Annotated in this window: 16 protein-coding genes and 1 pseudogene; 8 read left to right on the top strand and 9 right to left on the bottom strand. The window is 62.3% G+C overall.

Going from position 1 to position 18,433, the window contains the following annotated elements; translation table 11 throughout:
• Nucleotides 1-47: 47 nt before the first annotated feature.
• From araD1 to KW849_RS06230, 8 genes are all read left to right on the top strand, one after another.
• Complete coding sequence (gene araD1 / locus KW849_RS06260) at nucleotides 48-1,040, top strand: AraD1 family protein (protein ID WP_218428597.1); 993 nt, start codon at nucleotides 48-50, stop codon at nucleotides 1,038-1,040.
• A gap of 10 nt (nucleotides 1,041-1,050) precedes the next feature.
• Nucleotides 1,051-2,631, top strand: a complete 1,581-nt coding sequence (locus KW849_RS06255; RefSeq protein ID WP_218428596.1) for an aldehyde dehydrogenase (NADP(+)) — start codon at nucleotides 1,051-1,053, stop codon at nucleotides 2,629-2,631.
• A 135-nt stretch (nucleotides 2,632-2,766) separates the two neighbouring features.
• A complete protein-coding gene (locus KW849_RS06250) occupies nucleotides 2,767-3,105 on the top strand; it encodes a DUF5629 family protein (protein ID WP_218428595.1) in 339 nt (112 codons plus the stop codon).
• Nucleotides 3,098-4,267 (top strand): lactonase family protein, encoded by a 1,170-nt coding sequence (locus tag KW849_RS06245; RefSeq protein WP_218428744.1) that lies wholly within the window; start codon nucleotides 3,098-3,100, stop codon nucleotides 4,265-4,267. Before KW849_RS06250 ends, KW849_RS06245 begins: the two co-directional genes overlap by 8 nt.
• A 156-nt stretch (nucleotides 4,268-4,423) precedes the next feature.
• Nucleotides 4,424-4,603, top strand: coding sequence for a hypothetical protein (locus KW849_RS06240; protein WP_218428594.1), 180 nt, complete (start codon nucleotides 4,424-4,426; stop codon nucleotides 4,601-4,603).
• A 204-nt stretch (nucleotides 4,604-4,807) separates the two neighbouring features.
• On the top strand, nucleotides 4,808-4,933 hold the full coding sequence (locus KW849_RS31270; RefSeq protein ID WP_256357088.1) for a hypothetical protein: 126 nt from the start codon (nucleotides 4,808-4,810) through the stop codon (nucleotides 4,931-4,933).
• A gap of 115 nt (nucleotides 4,934-5,048) precedes the next feature.
• The gene (locus tag KW849_RS06235; protein WP_218428593.1) at nucleotides 5,049-5,261 is read left to right on the top strand and encodes a hypothetical protein; all 213 of its coding nucleotides are present in this window, start codon (nucleotides 5,049-5,051) and stop codon (nucleotides 5,259-5,261) included.
• Complete coding sequence (locus KW849_RS06230) at nucleotides 5,258-5,515, top strand: hypothetical protein (RefSeq protein WP_108215863.1); 258 nt, start codon at nucleotides 5,258-5,260, stop codon at nucleotides 5,513-5,515. The genes KW849_RS06235 and KW849_RS06230 overlap by 4 nt, the downstream gene beginning before the upstream one ends.
• Nucleotides 5,516-5,683: 168 nt before the next feature.
• On the opposite strand, the pseudogene KW849_RS06225 reads toward KW849_RS06230, so the two are convergent.
• From KW849_RS06225 to KW849_RS06185, 9 genes and pseudogenes are all read right to left on the bottom strand, one after another.
• Nucleotides 5,684-6,280, bottom strand: a pseudogene (locus tag KW849_RS06225) (glutathione S-transferase).
• The gene (locus KW849_RS06220) at nucleotides 6,277-9,918 is read right to left on the bottom strand and encodes an AAA family ATPase (RefSeq protein WP_218428592.1); all 3,642 of its coding nucleotides are present in this window, start codon (nucleotides 9,916-9,918) and stop codon (nucleotides 6,277-6,279) included. The pseudogene KW849_RS06225 and the gene KW849_RS06220 overlap by 4 nt, the downstream one beginning before the upstream one ends.
• On the bottom strand, nucleotides 9,915-11,159 hold the full coding sequence (locus KW849_RS06215) for an exonuclease SbcCD subunit D C-terminal domain-containing protein (RefSeq protein WP_218428591.1): 1,245 nt from the start codon (nucleotides 11,157-11,159) through the stop codon (nucleotides 9,915-9,917). The genes KW849_RS06220 and KW849_RS06215 overlap by 4 nt, the downstream gene beginning before the upstream one ends.
• A 256-nt stretch (nucleotides 11,160-11,415) precedes the next feature.
• Nucleotides 11,416-13,065, bottom strand: coding sequence for a BatD family protein (locus tag KW849_RS06210; RefSeq protein WP_218428590.1), 1,650 nt, complete (start codon nucleotides 13,063-13,065; stop codon nucleotides 11,416-11,418).
• Complete coding sequence (locus KW849_RS06205) at nucleotides 13,062-14,789, bottom strand: VWA domain-containing protein (protein ID WP_218428589.1); 1,728 nt, start codon at nucleotides 14,787-14,789, stop codon at nucleotides 13,062-13,064. The genes KW849_RS06210 and KW849_RS06205 overlap by 4 nt, the downstream gene beginning before the upstream one ends.
• A complete protein-coding gene (locus tag KW849_RS06200; protein ID WP_218428588.1) occupies nucleotides 14,786-15,868 on the bottom strand; it encodes a VWA domain-containing protein in 1,083 nt (360 codons plus the stop codon). Before KW849_RS06200 ends, KW849_RS06205 begins: the two co-directional genes overlap by 4 nt.
• Nucleotides 15,861-16,355: a DUF4381 domain-containing protein gene (locus tag KW849_RS06195; protein WP_218428587.1), complete on the bottom strand. Its 495-nt coding sequence runs from the start codon at nucleotides 16,353-16,355 to the stop codon at nucleotides 15,861-15,863. The genes KW849_RS06200 and KW849_RS06195 overlap by 8 nt, the downstream gene beginning before the upstream one ends.
• Nucleotides 16,352-17,296, bottom strand: coding sequence for a DUF58 domain-containing protein (locus tag KW849_RS06190; protein ID WP_218428743.1), 945 nt, complete (start codon nucleotides 17,294-17,296; stop codon nucleotides 16,352-16,354). The genes KW849_RS06195 and KW849_RS06190 overlap by 4 nt, the downstream gene beginning before the upstream one ends.
• A gap of 5 nt (nucleotides 17,297-17,301) precedes the next feature.
• Nucleotides 17,302-18,261 (bottom strand): MoxR family ATPase, encoded by a 960-nt coding sequence (locus tag KW849_RS06185; protein ID WP_108215854.1) that lies wholly within the window; start codon nucleotides 18,259-18,261, stop codon nucleotides 17,302-17,304.
• Between the last annotated feature and the right edge of the window lie 172 nt (nucleotides 18,262-18,433).

Raw genomic sequence — 18,433 nt, 5'->3', positions numbered from 1 at the left:
ACTCCTACAGGGATCTGCGGTGTTTTTGAAGGAATAGGAGAAATTTCATGCGTTTGGTTCAGTTCGAATTGAGTAACGGAGAACGCCGTGTCGGCGTGGTCGAGGCGGGGCTGGTCCGTGAAGTGCAGGACGCGCGCAGCGTTCGCGATCTGGCATTGGCGGCGATCGAGGCGGGCGACAATCTGGAGCAACAGGTGCAAAGCCTGGGGCTGGGCATCAGCCACGACTATGCCGAACTGCTGACGCAACGGCGCATCCTGCCGCCCCTGGATCATCCGGACCCGGCGCACATGCTGGTCAGTGGCACGGGCCTGACCCATCTGGGCAGTGCATCGGCCCGGGACAAGATGCACCAGCAAAGTGGCGACGAATCGGCGATGACCGACACCATGCGCATCTTCAAATGGGGCGTGGAGGGTGGCAAACCGGCAGCAGATCAAGCCGGGGTGCAGCCGGAATGGTTCTACAAAGGCGATGGCAGCATCGTCGTCAGGCCGGGTCAGCCGTTTCCCCTGCCGCCGTTTGCCGAAGATGCTGGCGAAGAGCCGGAGATCGCCGGCCTGTACGTCATCGGTCGCAACGGTAAGCCGTATCGCCTGGGTTTTGCCGTGGGCAACGAGTTCTCCGACCACGTCATGGAACGCAAGAACTACCTGTATCTGGCCCATTCGAAGCTGCGCAGCTGCAGCTATGGCCCGGAACTGCGGGTCGGCGAACTGCCGCAGCATCTGGCGGGCACCAGCCGCATCCTGCGCGACGGCGAGGTGCTATGGCAGAACGAGTTTCTCAGCGGCGAGGCGAACATGTGCCACAGCCTCGCCAACCTCGAATTCCATCATTTCAAGTACAGCCAGTTCCTGCGTCCCGGGGATGTTCACATTCACTTCTTCGGCACCGCGACCCTGTCCTTTGCCGACGGCATTCGCACGCAACCGGGTGATGTGTTCGAGATCACCCAGGCCGAATTCGGCGCGCCATTGATCAATGGCATCGCACCGGTCGTAGCGGCTTTCGAACCCGGCACCGTCGGCACACTTTGAGGACTTACCCATGACCCGGATTCTTGGTCACAACTACATTGGCGGCCAACGCAGCGCCGCCGGCAGCGTCAAGTTGCAGAGTTTCGATGCGACAACGGGCGAGGCCTTGCCCCAGGATTTTTCTCAGGCGACAGCGCAGGAAGTCGATGCGGCGGCCAACGCGGCGGCGGCCGCGTACGCGGCCTATCGCAGCTTGAGCGCGGAGCGACGGGCGCAATTTCTTGAAGCCATTGCCGATGAACTGGATGCCCTCGGTGATGATTTTGTCGCCGTGGTCTGCCGCGAAACGGCGTTGCCGGCGGGTCGAATTCAAGGCGAGCGTGGACGTACCAGCGGGCAGATGCGCTTGTTTGCCAAAGTGCTGCGTCGTGGTGATTTCTACGGTGCGCGGATCGACCGGGCATTACCGGAGCGGCAACCGTTGCCGCGCCCGGATCTGCGTCAATACCGCATTGGCCTTGGGCCGGTGGCCGTATTTGGTGCGAGCAACTTTCCGCTGGCGTTCTCTACCGCTGGCGGCGATACCGCCTCGGCGCTGGCCGCCGGGTGCCCGGTGGTGTTCAAGGCCCACAGCGGTCACATGGCCACGGCTGAACGGGTGGCGGATGCGATCATTCGCGCTGCCGAGAAAACCGGCATGCCGGCCGGCGTGTTCAACATGATCTACGGCGCTGGCGTCGGCGAGGCGCTGGTCAAGCATCCGGCGATTCAGGCGGTGGGTTTCACCGGCTCGCTCAAGGGCGGTCGGGCCTTGTGCGACATGGCCGCGGCGCGTGCGCAACCGATTCCGGTGTTCGCCGAAATGTCGAGCATCAACCCGGTGATCCTGTTGCCCCAGGCCCTGGAAGTGCGCGCAGAAAGCATCGCCCGTGACCTGACCGCGTCGGTGGTCCAGGGCTGCGGTCAGTTCTGCACCAACCCAGGCCTGGTGATCGGTATTCGCTCGCCGCAGTTCAGTGCGTTCGTGCAGCAGGTCGCCGGGCTGATGGGTGATCAGCCAGCGCAAACCATGCTCAATGCCGGAACCTTGAGTAGCTATGGCAAAGGTCTGCAAAAACTGCTCGCTCATCCGGGCATCGAGCACCTCGCCGGCAGCCCGCAGCAAGGCAATCAGGCCCAGCCGCAGCTGTTCAAGGCAGATGTCAGCCTGTTGCTCGACGGCGATGAAGTCTTGCAGGAAGAAGTCTTCGGCCCGACCACCGTGTTCGTCGAAGTCGCTGACCAGGCACAACTCAGTGCCGCATTGAACGCGCTGCACGGCCAGTTGACCGCCACCCTCATCGGCGAGCCGGAAGACTTCGAACAGTTCGCCGGGCTGACAGCGTTGCTGGAACAGAAGGTCGGACGGATCCTGCTCAATGGCTATCCGACGGGCGTGGAAGTCTGCGACTCGATGGTCCACGGCGGGCCTTACCCGGCAACGTCCGATGCGCGCGGTACATCGGTGGGCACCCTGGCGATCGATCGTTTCCTGCGCCCGGTGTGCTTCCAGAACTACCCGGACAATTTGCTGCCGGATGCGCTGAAGAACGGCAATCCGCTGCGTATCCAGCGTCTGGTGGATGGCCAACCATCGCGCGAGGCACTCTAGCGGCCGACCACAATCCCTGTAGGAGCGAGCCTGCTCGCGATAGCGGAACAGCAGTCAACATTTAAATCGACTGGACTGCCGCCATCGCGAGCAGGTCGGATCGCCGCACCGTCGCTCCTACAGGGGAGGTGGTGCATGAGCTATCATTGCGTCTTTCCCATTCAAAGATTGACTGCCATGACTTCCCCAACCGACACCTTGCTCAATGCCCTCGAACACTGCGGAATGGTGGAGATCGACGGGCTGCATGCCTTCGAATTCGCCCTCGACGAGGACGATAACCTGCACATCGAATGCATGGATGGCCGTGCGGCCAAACACTGGGAGTTCACCCCGGCGCAGATCCAGGCCGCGACCTTCGACACCTCGCTGCAAAGCTGGTTGATCACCAGTGACTCGGGTGAACACCGTTTGGTGTGCCTGGGCGATGTCGTCAGCGGTGACAACGATGATGATGACCAAGGCGATGCGTAACCTCTGGCCACTGTTGATGGCCGGCAGCATCGGCGCCATGGGCGTCCAGGTCGCATCCGCCGACGACTATCAACTGCTGGTGGGCTCCTACACCGCCGGTCAAAGCCAGGGCATCTACCGCCTGGCTTTCGACAGTGGCACCGGGCAGATCGATGCCCGGCCCCTGCAAGTGATCAACAGCGAAAACCCGTCGTGGCTGACCCTGTCGAAGGACCAGCGACACTTGTTCGTGGTCAACGAAAACGGTCCGGGCCAGACCGATCCGGTAGGGCGCGTCAGCAGTTACGCCATCGATCCCAAGAGCCATGCGCTGATCCTGATCAGCCAGGTACAAAGCCTGGGCAACGAGCCGACCCATTCCAGCCTCAGCACCGATGGCAGCCATTTGTTTGTCAGTAATTACTCGGTGGCCGAGGACCCGGGCGGCACCCTCGCGGTGATGCCGGTGGCGGCCGATGGCACGCTCAAACCGGTGGTGCAGATGAGCAGCCACCCGGCGAGCCGGGTCAACCCCGAGCGTCAGGCCTCGGCCCACGTGCATTCGGCCATCCCGTCACTGGATGGCCAATACGTGTTCGCAATCGATCTTGGTGCCGATAAGGTGTTTGCCTACCGCTTCGACCCCAAGGCCAACCCCGAACTGCCACTGACTCCGGTGACCCCGGCATTCGTGCAACTGCCGCCCGGTAGCGGACCACGTCATCTGCTGTTCAGCGCTGACGGCAAACACGCCTGGCTGACCATGGAAATGAGCGCGCAAGTGGCGGTGTTCGATCACCACGACGGCCGACTCGAACAGACGCAGATGGTCGACCTGGCTGCCGGGCAACCGGTCTCGGACAAGGCTGCAGCGGCGTTGCATGCCTCGGCTGACGGCAAGTTCCTCTACGTCAGCAACCGTGGCACGGCCAATCAACTGCTGGTGTTTGCCATCGATCCTGTCACCGGCCACCTCAACGAGCTGCAACGCCGGGCGGTGGACGGCGATCACCCGCGGGAATTCAGCCTCGATCCGAGTGGCAAATTCCTGCTGATCGCCAATCAGAAGAGCAACCAGATTGTCGTCGTCGAACGCGATGCCAGGACCGGTTTGCTGGGCAAGACCGTGCAAAAACTACCGATGGACGCCCCGAGCGACCTCAGGTTTCTGCTGCGTCAATAAGCCGCAGGCCCCGGTTGATGGGGCCTGCCTGCTTTTATCAATGGCGCTGATATCTGGTACTGCTACAAAGCATTTCAAGGCACGAACCCTCGAGGGTTAAGTTTGCTTCACGGCCCCACCGGGCAAGCAAGCCAACTGAATCCGAGGAATACCGCCATGAACTTCAACATCTTCTCTGTCATCGCCGCTTCCGCCATTTCTGCCACCGTTGCACTGCCAGCCAGTGCCAACATTGAAATCAGCGACAAAAAAGCCCACACCCAGAGCTACACACAAAAGTACCTGCAACAGAGCGCCAACTTCTACGCCGCGCTGGATCACAAGACCCAGGCCTGAGCGTTTACCCCCTGCCTTTATGCAGGAGCGAAGTCACTGATGATCGAAGACAATTGTGTTGAAAACGATCAGAGTGATGTCGCTCCTGCATAACGCATTTGCGACAGTATCAATTTGCCATCAATGTCGCGCTTGATATCACATAGCCATACGTTTAAATTGACGCTGATTTTTTGACTCCTCCTCACGGCAAGGATCGGCAGCATGGTGACGCGTCTGGCATTGGTTGTTCTGTTTCTCTATTCCACCCCCATTCTGTCGGCAGCCGAGCCTGTTCCGGGTGAACCGGATGCTGCCCGCGAGCGCTTGATTAGTTTTATTGAAGACTGAAATAGTCTGGCTTAATGATCAACGAAGCTGATGGTCACTATGGATAACCCTGAGTGGTTACCCAGGCTTTTTTGATCGATTCTGTGGGCATTGAAACATGCCTGCGGAGAACATCATGGCCAGCACAATTCTCACTTCTGCCAAATACGGCGCCTATGTGGCGATCGGTCTTTACCTTGCCATGGTACTGCTGGTCAGCCTTTCGCCGCAGTCGCAATCCACTTTCGAAGCACCGATCCAGGTCGCCCATCCCGGCATCCAGTTTGAACACCGTGCGCAAAACGCGGGCGTCCATCAGGCTGAACTCGCGGGAGTCATCGGCGCATGAAAGGGCACAGACTCTGGGTCATCGCCTTCCTGGCGTTCATGACCAACGGATCCTCCTTGCTGGGCATCGGCCAGGGTTCGGCAGGCTCGGTGGCACGGACCATCGAAGCCAACCACAACATTGCCCGCAACATCGAAAACGCCAGTGCCCAGGGCATGTTGACCGGCAATCCGCCGGTCAGGACAGAAGGGGTGGTGTTCGGGCCGTTCCAGGTGGATTGCTCGGCGATCGGGATGTGTGAGGTGTTGGCCTGAATCCCACTGTCGATGAAAGGCTTTTGTGGCGAGGGAGCTTGCTCCCGCTCGGCTGCGCAGCAGTCGTCAATCGGTTGATGTGGTTTACCTGAAGAATTGGGTGCACAGGATTTGGGGCTGCTTCGCAGCCCAGCGGGAGCAAGCTCCCTCGCCACAGTGGCGGTGTTCTTACTTGCGCATCACACCGGTAAACAAATCCGACTCCAGAAACCGCTGCAACCAATCCTGCAAGCGCCGATACGGCGTCTGCGCAAACCAGTCGCGGTCGACATGGGCGAACTGGCGCACGAAGGGCATCAACGCCACATCGGCCAGGCTCGGATGATCAGCCAGCAAGTAATCGCGTCCTTCCAGCAAGACCTACAGCCTTTGCAAAAATACCTCGCCTTCACCGCGATAAATTTCCATCGGCTGTTCGGGATAACGCTCGGCATACTTGTAGCGATTCAAGTGCACCTTGAACTCCTGATCGTTCTGTTCGATCAGAGGGGCGATTTGCGCTGCTGCGACAGGATCAGCCTTGAGCAACCAGTCGTGGGGATCGTTCTGGGCCAGGGCCCAGCGCATGATGTCGAGGCTTTCGTCGATCACCCGGCCATCGGCGCTCAGCACCGGCACCGTGCCTTTGCCCGACAGCGCGAGCATTTCGGCGGGCTTGGCCTTCAGGCTGACTTCGACGATGTCCACGGCCACTCCCGCATAACGCAGGGCCATGCGCGCGCGCATGGCGTACGGGCAGCGGCGGAAGGAATACAACGTGTTCATTTCACCTCCAGGGTACTCAGGCCGTTGCCCTGGCGTTGGACCTGAATTTGCACGGGAATGCGTTCATGCATTTCCTGCACGTGGGAAATCACCGCGACCTTGCGGCCCTGGGCCTGCAAGCCGTCAAGGGCGTCCATGGCCAGTTGCAGGGATTCCGGATCGAGGCTGCCGAAGCCTTCGTCGATGAACAGCGACTCGATTTTCAGCGTGCTCGACGCCATCGATGCCAGACCAAGGGCCAGCGCCAGCGACACCAGGAAGGTCTCGCCACCGGACAGCGAATGCACCGAACGCAGTTCGTCGCCCATTTCGGTGTCCATCACCAGCAACCCGAGCATGCTGCCGCCGCGTTTGAGGCGATAGCGGCGCACCAGTTGGCGCAATTGCACGTTGGCGTGGTGCACCAGCAGGTCGAGGTTGTAGGCCTGGGCGATCTTGCGGAAAGTGTCGCCGGTGGCGGAGCCGATCAATGCATTCAGGCGCGCCCAGCGTTGATACTCGCTGTAGGCGTCGGCAATCTGCTGCGCCAGGGCCTGATTGGCGTTTTGCCGGCGCTGGTCCTCGGTCTGTTCGGCGCGCAGTTCGGCGCAATGTTGCTCGCTATTGGCGGCCTGGGTTTGCAGATCAACCAGCGCGGCAGCCAGTTGTCCGGCGTCGAGGTTGCCGTTGTGTTGCGCTTGATGATCGAGCAGGCGCTTGTCGCGCTCCTGCACCAGGACGCGGGCTTGCTCGATGGCTTTTTCACTGTGTTGCAAGCGCTGGCGCAGTTCGCTGACCTGAGTGTCGTCAACCCGCAGAAGGTCTTCGAGGCCATCGTCATCCAACTCGGGATGGCGGGCACGCCAGTCGCCGATCTTGCCGGCGAGTTCTCGCTCTTCACCCTCCAGTGCGTGCAAGCGTTCTTGCTGGGCCTTGAGCTCGGCGGCGATTTGCACTGACTGCGTGAGGACACTTTGCAGCGTCTGCGCGGTGCTGGTTTCGGCGCTGCGCGCCTGTTCCACGGCCTGTTCCAGTTGCTGCTGCCAATGCTCGGCGCTGCTGTGTTCGCCGAGTAATTGCCCGAGTGTCTGCTGGCTCGCCTGTTGTTGCTCGGCCAGCCCGGTGAACTGCTGTTCGGCGGCCTGCAATTGCTGCACGCGGCTCTGTTGGCGATCCTGTTCCTTCTCCAGGTTTTGCTGACGTTGTCGCTGCTCGGCCAGTTCTTCCTTTTGTTGTTCCAGTTGCGCCAGGCGTTCGGCGATCTGCCGGTCGAGCTGCATGAAGGTCGCGGCCGGTTCGACGCGCAGCGCTTGCAGGGTCTCGGCTGGCAGCAGATTGGCGAATGAGCTGAGTTCTTCGTCCAGACGCTGGCGGTCGTTGCCCAGTTCGCGTTGCTGGTTGCCCAGGTGCTGGGCTGCTTGCTGGTGCGCGGTTTCGGCATGACGCAGTTGTTGGGTCAGGCGTGCGGCATCCTGTTGCAGGGTGAGCAGTGCGCTCTGCCGTTGCTCGTCCTGGCTGATGCTCTGGTTGAGCTGGCTGTTTTGCTGGGTGAGCCAGGCGTCGCGTTTGAGGGCGTCCTGATTCAGCAGTTGGGCAGCCAGCGGATGCGCTTGCAGACTTGGGGCAAGGGCTTGCTGTTGGGTCGCCAGATGCTCCTGCTGTTGCAGCAGTTCCTTTTGCTGGGCGATCAACCCGCCGACTTCGGCACGCAGGTCGGTGAGTTTTTCCTTGAGCAGGTCAACGGCCTTCTGGGCGTTGGCCTGTTCGCTTTCATCAAAACGGCCGAGGCTCTGCAGCAGGGCTTCGGGCTGATGATACGGATGCTCGTTGCTGCCGCACACCGGACATGGCTGGCCATCCTGCAACTGCGCGCGCAGCTCTTCGACACTGGCACTGCGCGCCAGACGCTGCCGCTCCAGCAGTTCGCGCGTGACGTTGAGGGTCTGTTCGGCAACGCTCAGATCAGCCTTGGCCTTGACCCCGTCCTGAGTCAGGCGTTCACGTTCCTGCTGCGCGGTGAGCTGGCGTTGTTGCAGCTCGGCACTGCGCTGGTCCAGGTCCTGCTGGCTGGCCCACAGGCGCGCCAGGTCTTCGACGGCACGCAATTGCTTGCGGTTGTCCTGCAACAGGCTGCCCAGGATGCCGATCTGCTCGGCGACGGCATCCGGCTCGGCACCGGCCTCCTTGAACAGCACCTCCAGTTGTTGCTTCTGCGCAGTAAGCGCTTGTTCGGCGATCGCGGCGTTTTGTTCGAGGCTGGACAGTTCGGCCTGGCCCTGATTCAACCGGTTACCGATCAACATCAACTGTTGCAGGCGATCGCGGTAGGCATTCCAGGCATCGCTCAACGGTGCCAGATGAGTGCTTTGTTCCAGCTCGGTGGCGATGCGCTGCAAGTCCTCGGCGCCACGGGTTTGCTGATCGAGCAAAGTCTGAATCGTGCTCTGGCCCTGGCTGCAGGCCTGCTCGGCATTTTGCTTTGCCTCGGCACTGAGGGCGGTGTCCTTGGCGAGGCGGGCGAGAGTGCTTTGCGCTTCGAAGGCCTGGCGCAGCAACGGCGCGCTGGCGGTTTGCCGTTGTTGCGCTTCGTTCAACGCGATCCGGGCGGCGCTAAGCTGTTGCTCGAGCTGCGTCTGACGCTCGCCGAGTTCGCCATGCTGCTGCGTGTGCAAGGCAATCTGCGCCGCCAAGGGTGTCAGCAGCGCGTCGACCTCGGCCTTACGGGCGAACTGGTGCCGTTGCGGGGCCAGCTGTTCGAGGCGGGTGAGCCTCAAGCGTTCATTGGCCAAGGCTTCCCAGTGAGTCTGCGCCGATTGCCGTTGTTCGCTGGCGGCCAGATGCTCGTCCTGCAAGCGACGCAGGTCCTTGAGCCAGGTGTCCTGCAGTTCAAGCTGTTTGAGCTGCGCCTGTTGGGTCTTGAGTTGTTGCTGCGCTTCGTTGAAGCGCTCATCCAGTTCCGTGCGGGCTTCGGGTGACAGCGGCGTCACCCCGCTGGCCTGATCCTGCAGCAGTTTGTGCGCCTCGCGAGCCTCCTTGGTCTTGTCGAAGGCCCGACGACCGAGGCGGGTGTAGAGCGCCGTGTCGGTGAGTTTTTCCAGCAGTTCGCTGCGGTCGTTGTCATCGGCCTTGAGGAAGGCGCTGAACTCGCTTTGCGCCAACATCACCGCGCGGGTGAACTGTTCGAAATTCAGCCCCAGCGCGGCTTCGAGCTGAGCCTTGTATTCGCCTTTCTGGCTGGCGAGCAATTGATCCTGATCGATGTCACGCAAGCTCTGGCGGCTGGCCTGCAACTTGCCGGCGGCCTTGTCCCGGGCGCGATTGGCTTCCCAGCGGGCGCGGTAACGACGGCCGTCGACACCGACGAAATCCACTTCTGCATAGCCTTCGCCCGTGCCGCGACGCAGCAGGGTGCGTGGGTCGCCGGTAGCGATTTCGCCGTCGGCGTCCGGTACCTTGGCGTCGCGGCCGGTATTGTTCAGGCGCGGTACGGCGCCAAACAGCGCCAGGCACAGGGCATCGAGCAAGGTGCTTTTGCCGGCGCCGGTGGGGCCGGTGATGGCGAACAGTCCGGCACTGGCCAGGGGTTCGGCGGTGAAGTCGATTTCAAAAGGCCCGGCCAGGGAGGCGAGGTTTTTCAGGCGGATCGCGAGGATCTTCATGGTTGTTCGCTCTCCATCTGCACGTCCTGCAACAGCTCGGCAAAGTCCTTGAGGGTCTGCTCGTCGACCTCGCTGCCGTAGTTGTCCTGCCAGGCGCGGCTGAACAGCTCCTGAGGTGTGAGTTGATCCAGTTCGATCAGCGTGTTGCCATCCTCGACGCCGTCACGGCTACCGTTTCCGGCGTATTCAGCGGCGATGCGCACCAGGCGCACAGCCTTGCCTTGCAGGGCGATTTCCACTTGATTACGCAGGTCGGGCTGCGGCTCGTCGAGGCGCACCCGCACTTCCAGCCATGGCTGACGCTGGATGTCGGCCAACAGGTCGATGTTTGGCAAGTCCGCCAGTTGCAGCAGGATCTCGCTCAATGGCGCCGGGCCGATGCGCTGCAGGTTGACCGCGCGGGGGATCAGCTTCGGCTCGACGCTGAGCAGGGTTTCGCCGTCGAGCTTGATGTCGAGAATCTGGTGCTGATAGCTGATCTCGGAGAACGACAGCGGGATCGGCGAGCCGCTGTAGCGGATGCGCTCCTCGCCATTGACCTTCTGCGGCTTGTGCAAGTGGCCGAGAGCGACATAGCTGATGCTCGGCCCGAACAGGTTGGCGGGCAGGGCTTCGGCATTGCCGATGATCAGGCTGCGCTCGGAATCTTCCGACACCGAGCCGCCGGCCATGTGCGCGTGGCTGATGGCGATCAGTGCCTGCCCCGGCTGGCGCTTGGCATTGGCCGCCTCAATCAGCCACTCGTGCACCTGACCGATCCCGCGCAGGTAGTTGTCGCCCAAATGCGCGCCGGTGACTTCCGCCGGGCGCAGGAATGGCAGCGCCAGGCACCAGCCGGCGACTTCACCACTGGCATCCGGCAAGGGCAGCAACAGGCGTTCGGCATCCAGTTGCCCGTCGTCGAGCCACAGCACGCGGCCCAACGCATGAGTACGCAGGCGCCGCATCAACGGCGCCGGCAGTTCAATCCGCGAACCGGAATCGTGGTTGCCGGCAATCATCACGATGGTCAGCAACGGCTGCTGCTCGTGGGCGCTGACGATGAAGTCGTAGAGGCGCTCCTGGGCTTTGACCGGCGGATTGACCGTGTCGAAGATATCGCCGGCGATCAACAGTACATCCGGTTGATCCAGTTTCAGCTGGCGCAACAGCCACTCGAGAAAACAGCCGTGTTCAAAATCGCGATCCTGGCCGTGCAGGTTCTGCCCGAGGTGCCAGTCGGAGGTGTGAAACAAGCGCAAGGCAGACTCCGCTACAAAAATAGGTAATGGCCGCGGGGAAAATGAAGGCGGCGAAAGGACAGGGAGTTTACTGGTAAACAGCTCGGGAGTGGTTGCACGTCGAACTTCTTGCGGCAGGGAGCTTTGTGGCGAGGGGGCTTGCCCCCGTTGGGCCGCGAAGCGGCCCCCTAATTCCTTCAGGCACACCGAGCTGCCCGGATTTACGGCCGCTTCGCGACCGAACGGGGGCAAGCCCCCTCGCCACAAGGATCGGTGTTTACTTCGGATAAAGCGGCGGCAACCCACTGTCACCGGCCGGGTCCTGCACTCGCTCGGCCATCGGGATCGCCTTGATCACCCGCCACAACTCGTCACCTTGCCAGTACTGGCCGGTTTCGCTGTACAGCGCGCCGTTCAGGCCGTCGAGGGCGTTGGACAGTGGCACGAAGCGGGCGGCCATGTCGGCCAGGGTTTCCGGTTGTTGACGGGCCCAGGCGTCGAGGGCCTGGCGGGTGGCGTGGGAGTCGTTGGCCTGGCAGGCGCGCTTGAGGTCGTCGAGTACGGTGCGCGGGCTCGGGCCGGTTTGAGCGACACGCGCCACCGCCGGTTGCCAGCGGCCACGCCACCAGAGGCCGAAGCCGAGCAGGGTGGTGCAGGCGAGAATCAAGGTGCTGAGCTTCCAGCGCCAGAGCGCTTCGCTGTCGGCTCCGGCATCGATCGGTGAGGCGCCGGCAGGCGTGTCGACCACCAGGCTCGGATTGGCCGCCACGTGCAGCGTGCGAGCGGGCAGGCTGCTGCGTTCCAGATGGTCTTCGAAGGTGTTCCACCAGACCACGTCGACGGTGGGCAACTCGATGGTGCCGGTCCGTGTCGGCACCAGGGCCTCGCGGTCTTCACGACTGCCGACCAGGCCGCGTTCGCTGTTCTGGTTGCCGAGCACCGGTTGATCCGGGTAGCGGCGCAGGCCGCCGACATCGGTGCCGGGCAGCGGTGGCAGTTGGGTGCTGGACAAGCCTTCGGCCGTCACTGTCAGGCTGCGGGTCAGTGAATCACCGACCTGGGTGTGATCCGGCTCCGGGTTCCAGCTTTCGCTCAGGCTCAGGCTGCGCGCAGGCAGCCAGGGTGCGTCGGCCGGATAGGTGATGGGTTTGGCCTTGACCGTCAACAGCAGTTCGGTCGAGGTAACGGGCATCAACTTGCCGGATTTCGGCCCTTGGGTGGCGTCCTGTGCCGGTTGCGCATCGACCAGCGCGGCGTTGAAGACCTGTGCCGGAATGATCAGTTCGCCGCTGTGTTGCGGGTAGATCGCGTAGCGCATTTCGATCACGCCGTGGCGCTGACCATCGATGTCTTTTTCGTAGGTGCGTGAGTCGCCCAATTGCTCGATGCGCGCATCAGGTACCTGCAAGGGCGGCAGGCTGCTGTCGTCGTACAGCGACACCGAATGGTAGATACGCAGGGTCAGGACTGCCTGGGCCTGTACGTACACGCTGGTTTGATCGAGGCTGGCATCGATGAACACCGGGGCCCGGTTGTTCGGGTTGTCCGGTGTTTCGCTCTCGACCACTTGCAGGGTGATCGGCTGGCTCTGGAGTTCGCCCAGTTGCAGTGCCGGAATCACCACGCTGCCGTTTTGCCGGGGCAGGAGGGTGACGATCCACCGCGTGGCGGCCTGGTTTTCGCCGCTGAGGGTGTTCAACTGGTTGACCTGGCGTGTGCCGCGCACTTCGAACAACGGCTCCAGCGGTGCCAGGTCGGGTTTGCCGAACTGAGTGACATCGGTGGATTCCAGGGTCAGCTCGACCGTCTCGCCTGAGCTGAGGCGACTGCGGTCCACACTGGCGACCAGCTCTGCTGCCTGTGCCTGAACCGCGCAGAACAACAGGCCATGCAGCAGTGCGAGCAATAAAACGGTGAAGCGGGTCATCGAGTTTCTTCCTGATCCTGATGTTGTTGCTGTTCGTACCAGAATTTGCGCCTGAGCAGTTCACCCGGGTCATCCGGAATCTGCCGCAGCCATTGCTCCAGTGCCTGGCGCTGTTCACCTTCGATGCCGTCGGTGACCGGGCGCAAGGGTGGTGTAGTGTGTTGTTCGTCACCCAGTTCGCTGCCTGGTACTTCGTTGGTCCCCGTTTTCGGCGGTGTGGTGGGCGGTTGTCGCTCACCCGGGCCGGGCGGTTGCCCATCGTCGCTGCTCGAGGGTTGGGCAGCAGCACCGGGCGGAGGTTCCTGCGATTCGGCTTCGGGCCGGGCGTTGCTGGCGGCGTCTGGCTCAGGAGGGGGTGGCGTGTTTTTCTCCTTGAGCAGACGTTCCACCAGCGCCTTGTTGGTCAGTGCCGGACGCAAATCAGGTTGACGTTCCAGTGCCTGTTCGTAAGCGTCCAGGGCGGCCTCCAGCTCACCACTTCTGGCCAGGGCGTTGCCCCGATTGTAGTGGGCATGGGCATCGTTGCCCTCGGCAAACCGCTCGGCGGCGCCGGCGTAGTCTCCGGCTTCATAGAGCGCCACGCCTTGCCACTGATGGTCCTCGAAGCGCCGGGCGGCCTCGGCCGGACGCTTGTGTTTGAGTAATTGCACGCCTTGTTGATCAGGACGCAGCCACAGGTCTGCGAGGTCGAAGGCATAGCTGGGTTGCGGTAGCGCCAATAGCAGCGGCAGGCACAGCAACCAACCACGACGTCCTGCGCAGGCCGCGAGCAGCAACAGTGGCAGCAGCAGCCAGTAACCCTGGTCGGCCCAGGTATCGAGGCGCAAGGTCTGACCGTCGTTGCGCAAATTGCGCGGACCGTCGAGCAGGCCAAGGGCGTGCAGGTCGCTATCGTCCAGGCGCGCCTGGCGAAAGCGTCCATCCAGGTCGTTGGCAAAACCTTTCAGGCCGGGCTCGTCGAGGCGCGACACGAGAATGGCGCCTTGTTCATCCTTGAGGAAGCTGCCGTCTTCCTGAGTGATCGGCGAGCCTTCGGCGGTGCCGATGCCGAGCATCAGAAATTGAGTCGATTTGCCGTTCAGCGCGCGACGGATGCCCAGCCGCTCTGGTTCGGTCAGGGACGAACCCATCAGCAGGATCCGACCTTCGCCCAAAGCAGCTTGTTCGAGCAGTGCCAGGGCCTTGAGTACCGCCAGATCGGCGCGATGACCGGACTCTGGCATCAACGACGGTTTCAGTGCATCCAACAAGTTGCGGCTGGTGGAAAGATCATCTGACAGCGGTACCAGCGTGTGGGCACTGCCGGCGTAGACGACAATGGCGGTTTGCGCGTCGCTGCGGATCTGCAGCAGGTCGTACAGCTTGCGCCGGGCCTGTTCCAGCCGATTGGGCGTGACGTCGGTGGCAAGCATTTCCGGGGTCAGTTCAAGAACCACCACCAACGGGTCCGCGGGTTTCTGGCTGGTTTGCTCGACGCGTTCCCAACCCGGCCCCAACAGCGCGAGCACGGTCAACAGCCACGCCACGCCGAGCGCGACCCAGGGCAGTTTACTGTCGCGACCACTGCCGCCGCTGAGCAGTGCCGAGTGAAAGGCCGGCGGCAGGATCATCTGCCAGCGCCCGGCGCGCTTCTTGCGGTGCCAGAGTTGCCAGAGCAACCAGCCAAGCACCGGCAGCAACAGTAGCCACCAGGGCCGGAACCAGTAGGGCCACAGTGCACTCATCGGCGCCTCCGCAGACGCAGGCGTTTAAGACGCTGGCGCCAGTCGGGCAGCAATTGCGTTTGCAAATACAGATCCTTGGTAAACAGGCGTTGCAACGGGTTGTCCGGCCAGAGTACGGGAGCCACCAGCAGTATGCTCAAGCACAGCGCCAAGGCGAGCGGCCAGTGATACAACGATTGAGTCGGGCGGGCCTGGGTGGGTTGTTGGGCCACGGGCTCCAGTTGGTCAAGGGTGTCCTTGATCGATTGCAGCTCCTTGCCATCGTGGGCGCGGAAATACCGGCCGCCGGTGGCTTCGGCGATGGCTTTCAGGGACGGCTCGTCGAGGTCCAGGCTCGGATTGACACCGAGGAACCCCACGGAGCCACTTTGTTCCGGATCGGCACCAATGCCGATCGGGTAGATTTTCACACCTTCTTGGGCCGCCAGTCGGGCGGCGGTGAGCGGATCGATTTCACCGCCATTGTTGGCGCCGTCGGTGACCAGTATCAGCACGCGGCTTGTTGCCGGGCGCAAACGCAGGCGTTTGAGGGCCAGACCGATAGCATCGCCGATGGCGGTGTTTTTGCCGGCAATGCCGATGCGCGCTTCGTCGAGCCAGACGCGTACGGTGTGGCGGTCGAAGGTCAGCGGTGCCTGCAGGTAGGCCCGGCTGCCAAACAGGATCAGGCCGACGCGGTCACCTTCGCGACTTTCGAGGAAGTCGCCGAGCAGGTGCTGGACCAACGACAGTCGACTCACCTCTTCGTCCTGCCACTGCATGTCAGGGAAATCCATGGAGCCGGAAACGTCCACCGCGACCAGCAGATCGCGACCGCTGGCGGCGATCGGCAAGGGTTCGCCGAGCCACTGCGGGCGCGCCGCCGCGACCAGCAGTAACAGCCACAGCAAAATGAACGGCGTCTGTTGGCGCCATGTCGGCAGGTTGGCCCGGGCGCGACGCCCGGCGAGGCCTTCCAGGTCGCTCAGGAAGCTGACCTTGAGTGCCGGTTCGCCACTGTCGGCCACCGGCAATACGATGCGCATCAGCCACGGCAGCGGCAGCAGGGCAAAAATCCACGGCCAGGCAAATTCAAACATGCTTGCGAATCCATGTGTCGACGGCCTGGGTCAGGCCGGCGATCGCCTTGTCGTCGAGCTTGCATTCGGGTTTGTAGGCGCCTTCCACAAGCACCATCCAGCGAGTGAGCCCGGCCGCCGGGCAGCGGTTGTCGAGGAACGCCAGCCATTTGCGGCCGTTGAGGGTATGGCTCTGGCTGTAGGGGTAATGGTTGCGGCACAGGCGTTTGAGCAAGCCGTTGAGTTGCTGCAGCCAGGCACCGGCTGGCGCACCGTCGTAGGGTTTTGGCATCAAGGCCAGCTCCGCCAGGGCGGCAAGGCGCACCGGGTCAAGCGGCTGTTCAGCACGTACCACCGGGCGTTTGTCCGGAATAAAGCGACGCAGCTTCCACAGGCCCAAACCGATCAGTGGCACCAATAAAAGCAGCAACCACCAACCCGGTGCCGGAGGCCAGAATTCCACCGGTGGCGGGGATATCAGCGGTTGCAGTTGATCAAGGCTGCTCATCGACCTTTCCCTGGTTTCTGTGGGTTCAGGTATTCGCGCAGTTGTTCGACCATCTCGCTCTGGGTACTCAGTGGCATCAGCAAGACGCGCAGTTTCTGCGCGAGCAGCTCCCAGCGAGCGATGCGTGCTTCGGCCTGGGCCCGGTAAGTCTGGCGCAGGTCGAAATTCAGCGTATCGAGTTCCAGTTGCGCTCCACGTTCGGCGAAACGTAAAAGTCCCGCGGCGGGCAGGGCATGATCCAGCGGGTCGGACACCGGCAGCAGCAACAGGTCGCAATGACGCGATAACAGGCTCAGCTGTTGCTCGGCGCTTTCCGATAGCGCGCGTTCATCGCAAATCACAATCACCAGGCTGCCCGGGCGGGACACTTCCCGGGCGCGGCGTAGGGCGATACCAAAGGCATCACGGTCCGGCTCGCTTTCGCTGTTGAGCGACTGATTGACCCGCACCAGCCGGTTGAGCAGCTGCAGCAGGCTTTGCTTGCTGCGCCGAGGCTTGATTTCGTAGTGCTGATTGTCGCCATACACCAGCCCGCCGACCCGGTCGTTATGCCCCAGGGCTGCCCAACCGATCAGGCTCGCGGCCTGTGCGGCGAGCACTGACTTGAACATCAGGCCCGAGCCAAAAAACAGGCGACGGCTTTGTTCGACCATGATGAAAATCGGCCGCTCACGTTCTTCGTGGAACAGCTTGGTGTGAGGCTCCTGGGTGCGTGCGGTCACGCGCCAGTCAATGGTGCGCACATCGTCGCCGGCCTGATAGACCCGCACCTGATCGAAGTCGACGCCACGGCCGCGCAATTTGGAATGGTGCAGGCCGATCAGCGGGCTGCGTTGGCTCGGCGTGGAAAACAGCTGCACTTCGCGCACGCGATGACGCATCTCGATCAGGTCGGCGAGGCTGACACGGATGCCCGGCTCGGGCGGCAGGCTGGCTTTCATCGGGGTCAAGCGACGGCTACGACGTCGAGAATCCGCTGGACCACCCGGTCCTGGTCGATGCCAGCGGCTTCGGCTTCAAAGGAAAGAATGATGCGATGGCGCAGCACGTCGAACAGCACGGCCTGTATGTCTTCCGGGCTGACGAAGTCGCGCCCGGCCAGCCAGGCATGGGCGCGGGCGCAGCGGTCCAGGGCAATCGAACCGCGCGGGCTGGCGCCGTAGGCGATCCACTCGGCCATTTCCGGATCGAACTTGGCCGGGGTGCGGGTGGCCATGACCAGTTGCACCAGGTATTCCTCCACGGCGTCGGCCATGTACAAACCGAGGATTTCCTTGCGTGCGGCGAAGATCGTCTGTTGGGTAACCCGACGCTCAGGCTTCGCTTCGCCGTTCAGAGCTTCGCCACGGGCCTGTTGCAGGATCTTGCGTTCAACCGTCGCGTCCGGGAAACCGATCTTCACGTGCATCAGGAAGCGGTCGAGCTGGGCTTCGGGCAGCGGGTAGGTGCCTTCCTGCTCGATAGGGTTCTGCGTGGCCATCACCAGAAACAGTGGCGACAGCTCATAGGTGCTGCGCCCGACACTGACTTGCCGCTCGCCCATGGCTTCGAGCAAGGCCGACTGGACCTTGGCCGGGGCGCGGTTGATTTCGTCCGCCAGCACCAGGTTGTGGAAAATCGGGCCTTGCTGGAACACGAAACTGCCGGTTTCCGGGCGGTAGATTTCCGTACCGGTAATGTCGGCCGGCAACAGGTCAGGGGTGAACTGGATACGGTGGAACTGGGCTTCGATGCCTTCGGCGAGTTCTTTGATGGCCTTGGTCTTGGCCAGGCCAGGGGCACCCTCGACCAGCATATGGCCGTCGGCGAGCAGGGCGATGAGCAAGCGCTCGATGAGTTTTTCCTGGCCGAGAATCTGCGTTGAAAGAAAGGTTCGCAGCGCGAGTAGCGCTTCACGATGTTCCATCGATGACTGTTCCTGCAAAAGGGTGGCCGAGGACGTTCGAAGTACGTCAGGGCCGGGGGCGTTACTTTAATCCATCGCGGGGGGCGGCGACTAACGGCATTTTGCGCAAAGTGCGGGAAATGATTGGGGCAATTGCTGGATTTGTGTAGCAGGGGAGTGAATGGGTGGCTGT

The organism is Pseudomonas sp. PDM26 (assembly GCF_019219185.1).
In the GTDB taxonomy this organism is placed as follows: Bacteria; Pseudomonadota; Gammaproteobacteria; order Pseudomonadales; family Pseudomonadaceae; genus Aquipseudomonas.
This window is presented reverse-complemented; position numbering and strand designations above follow the sequence as displayed.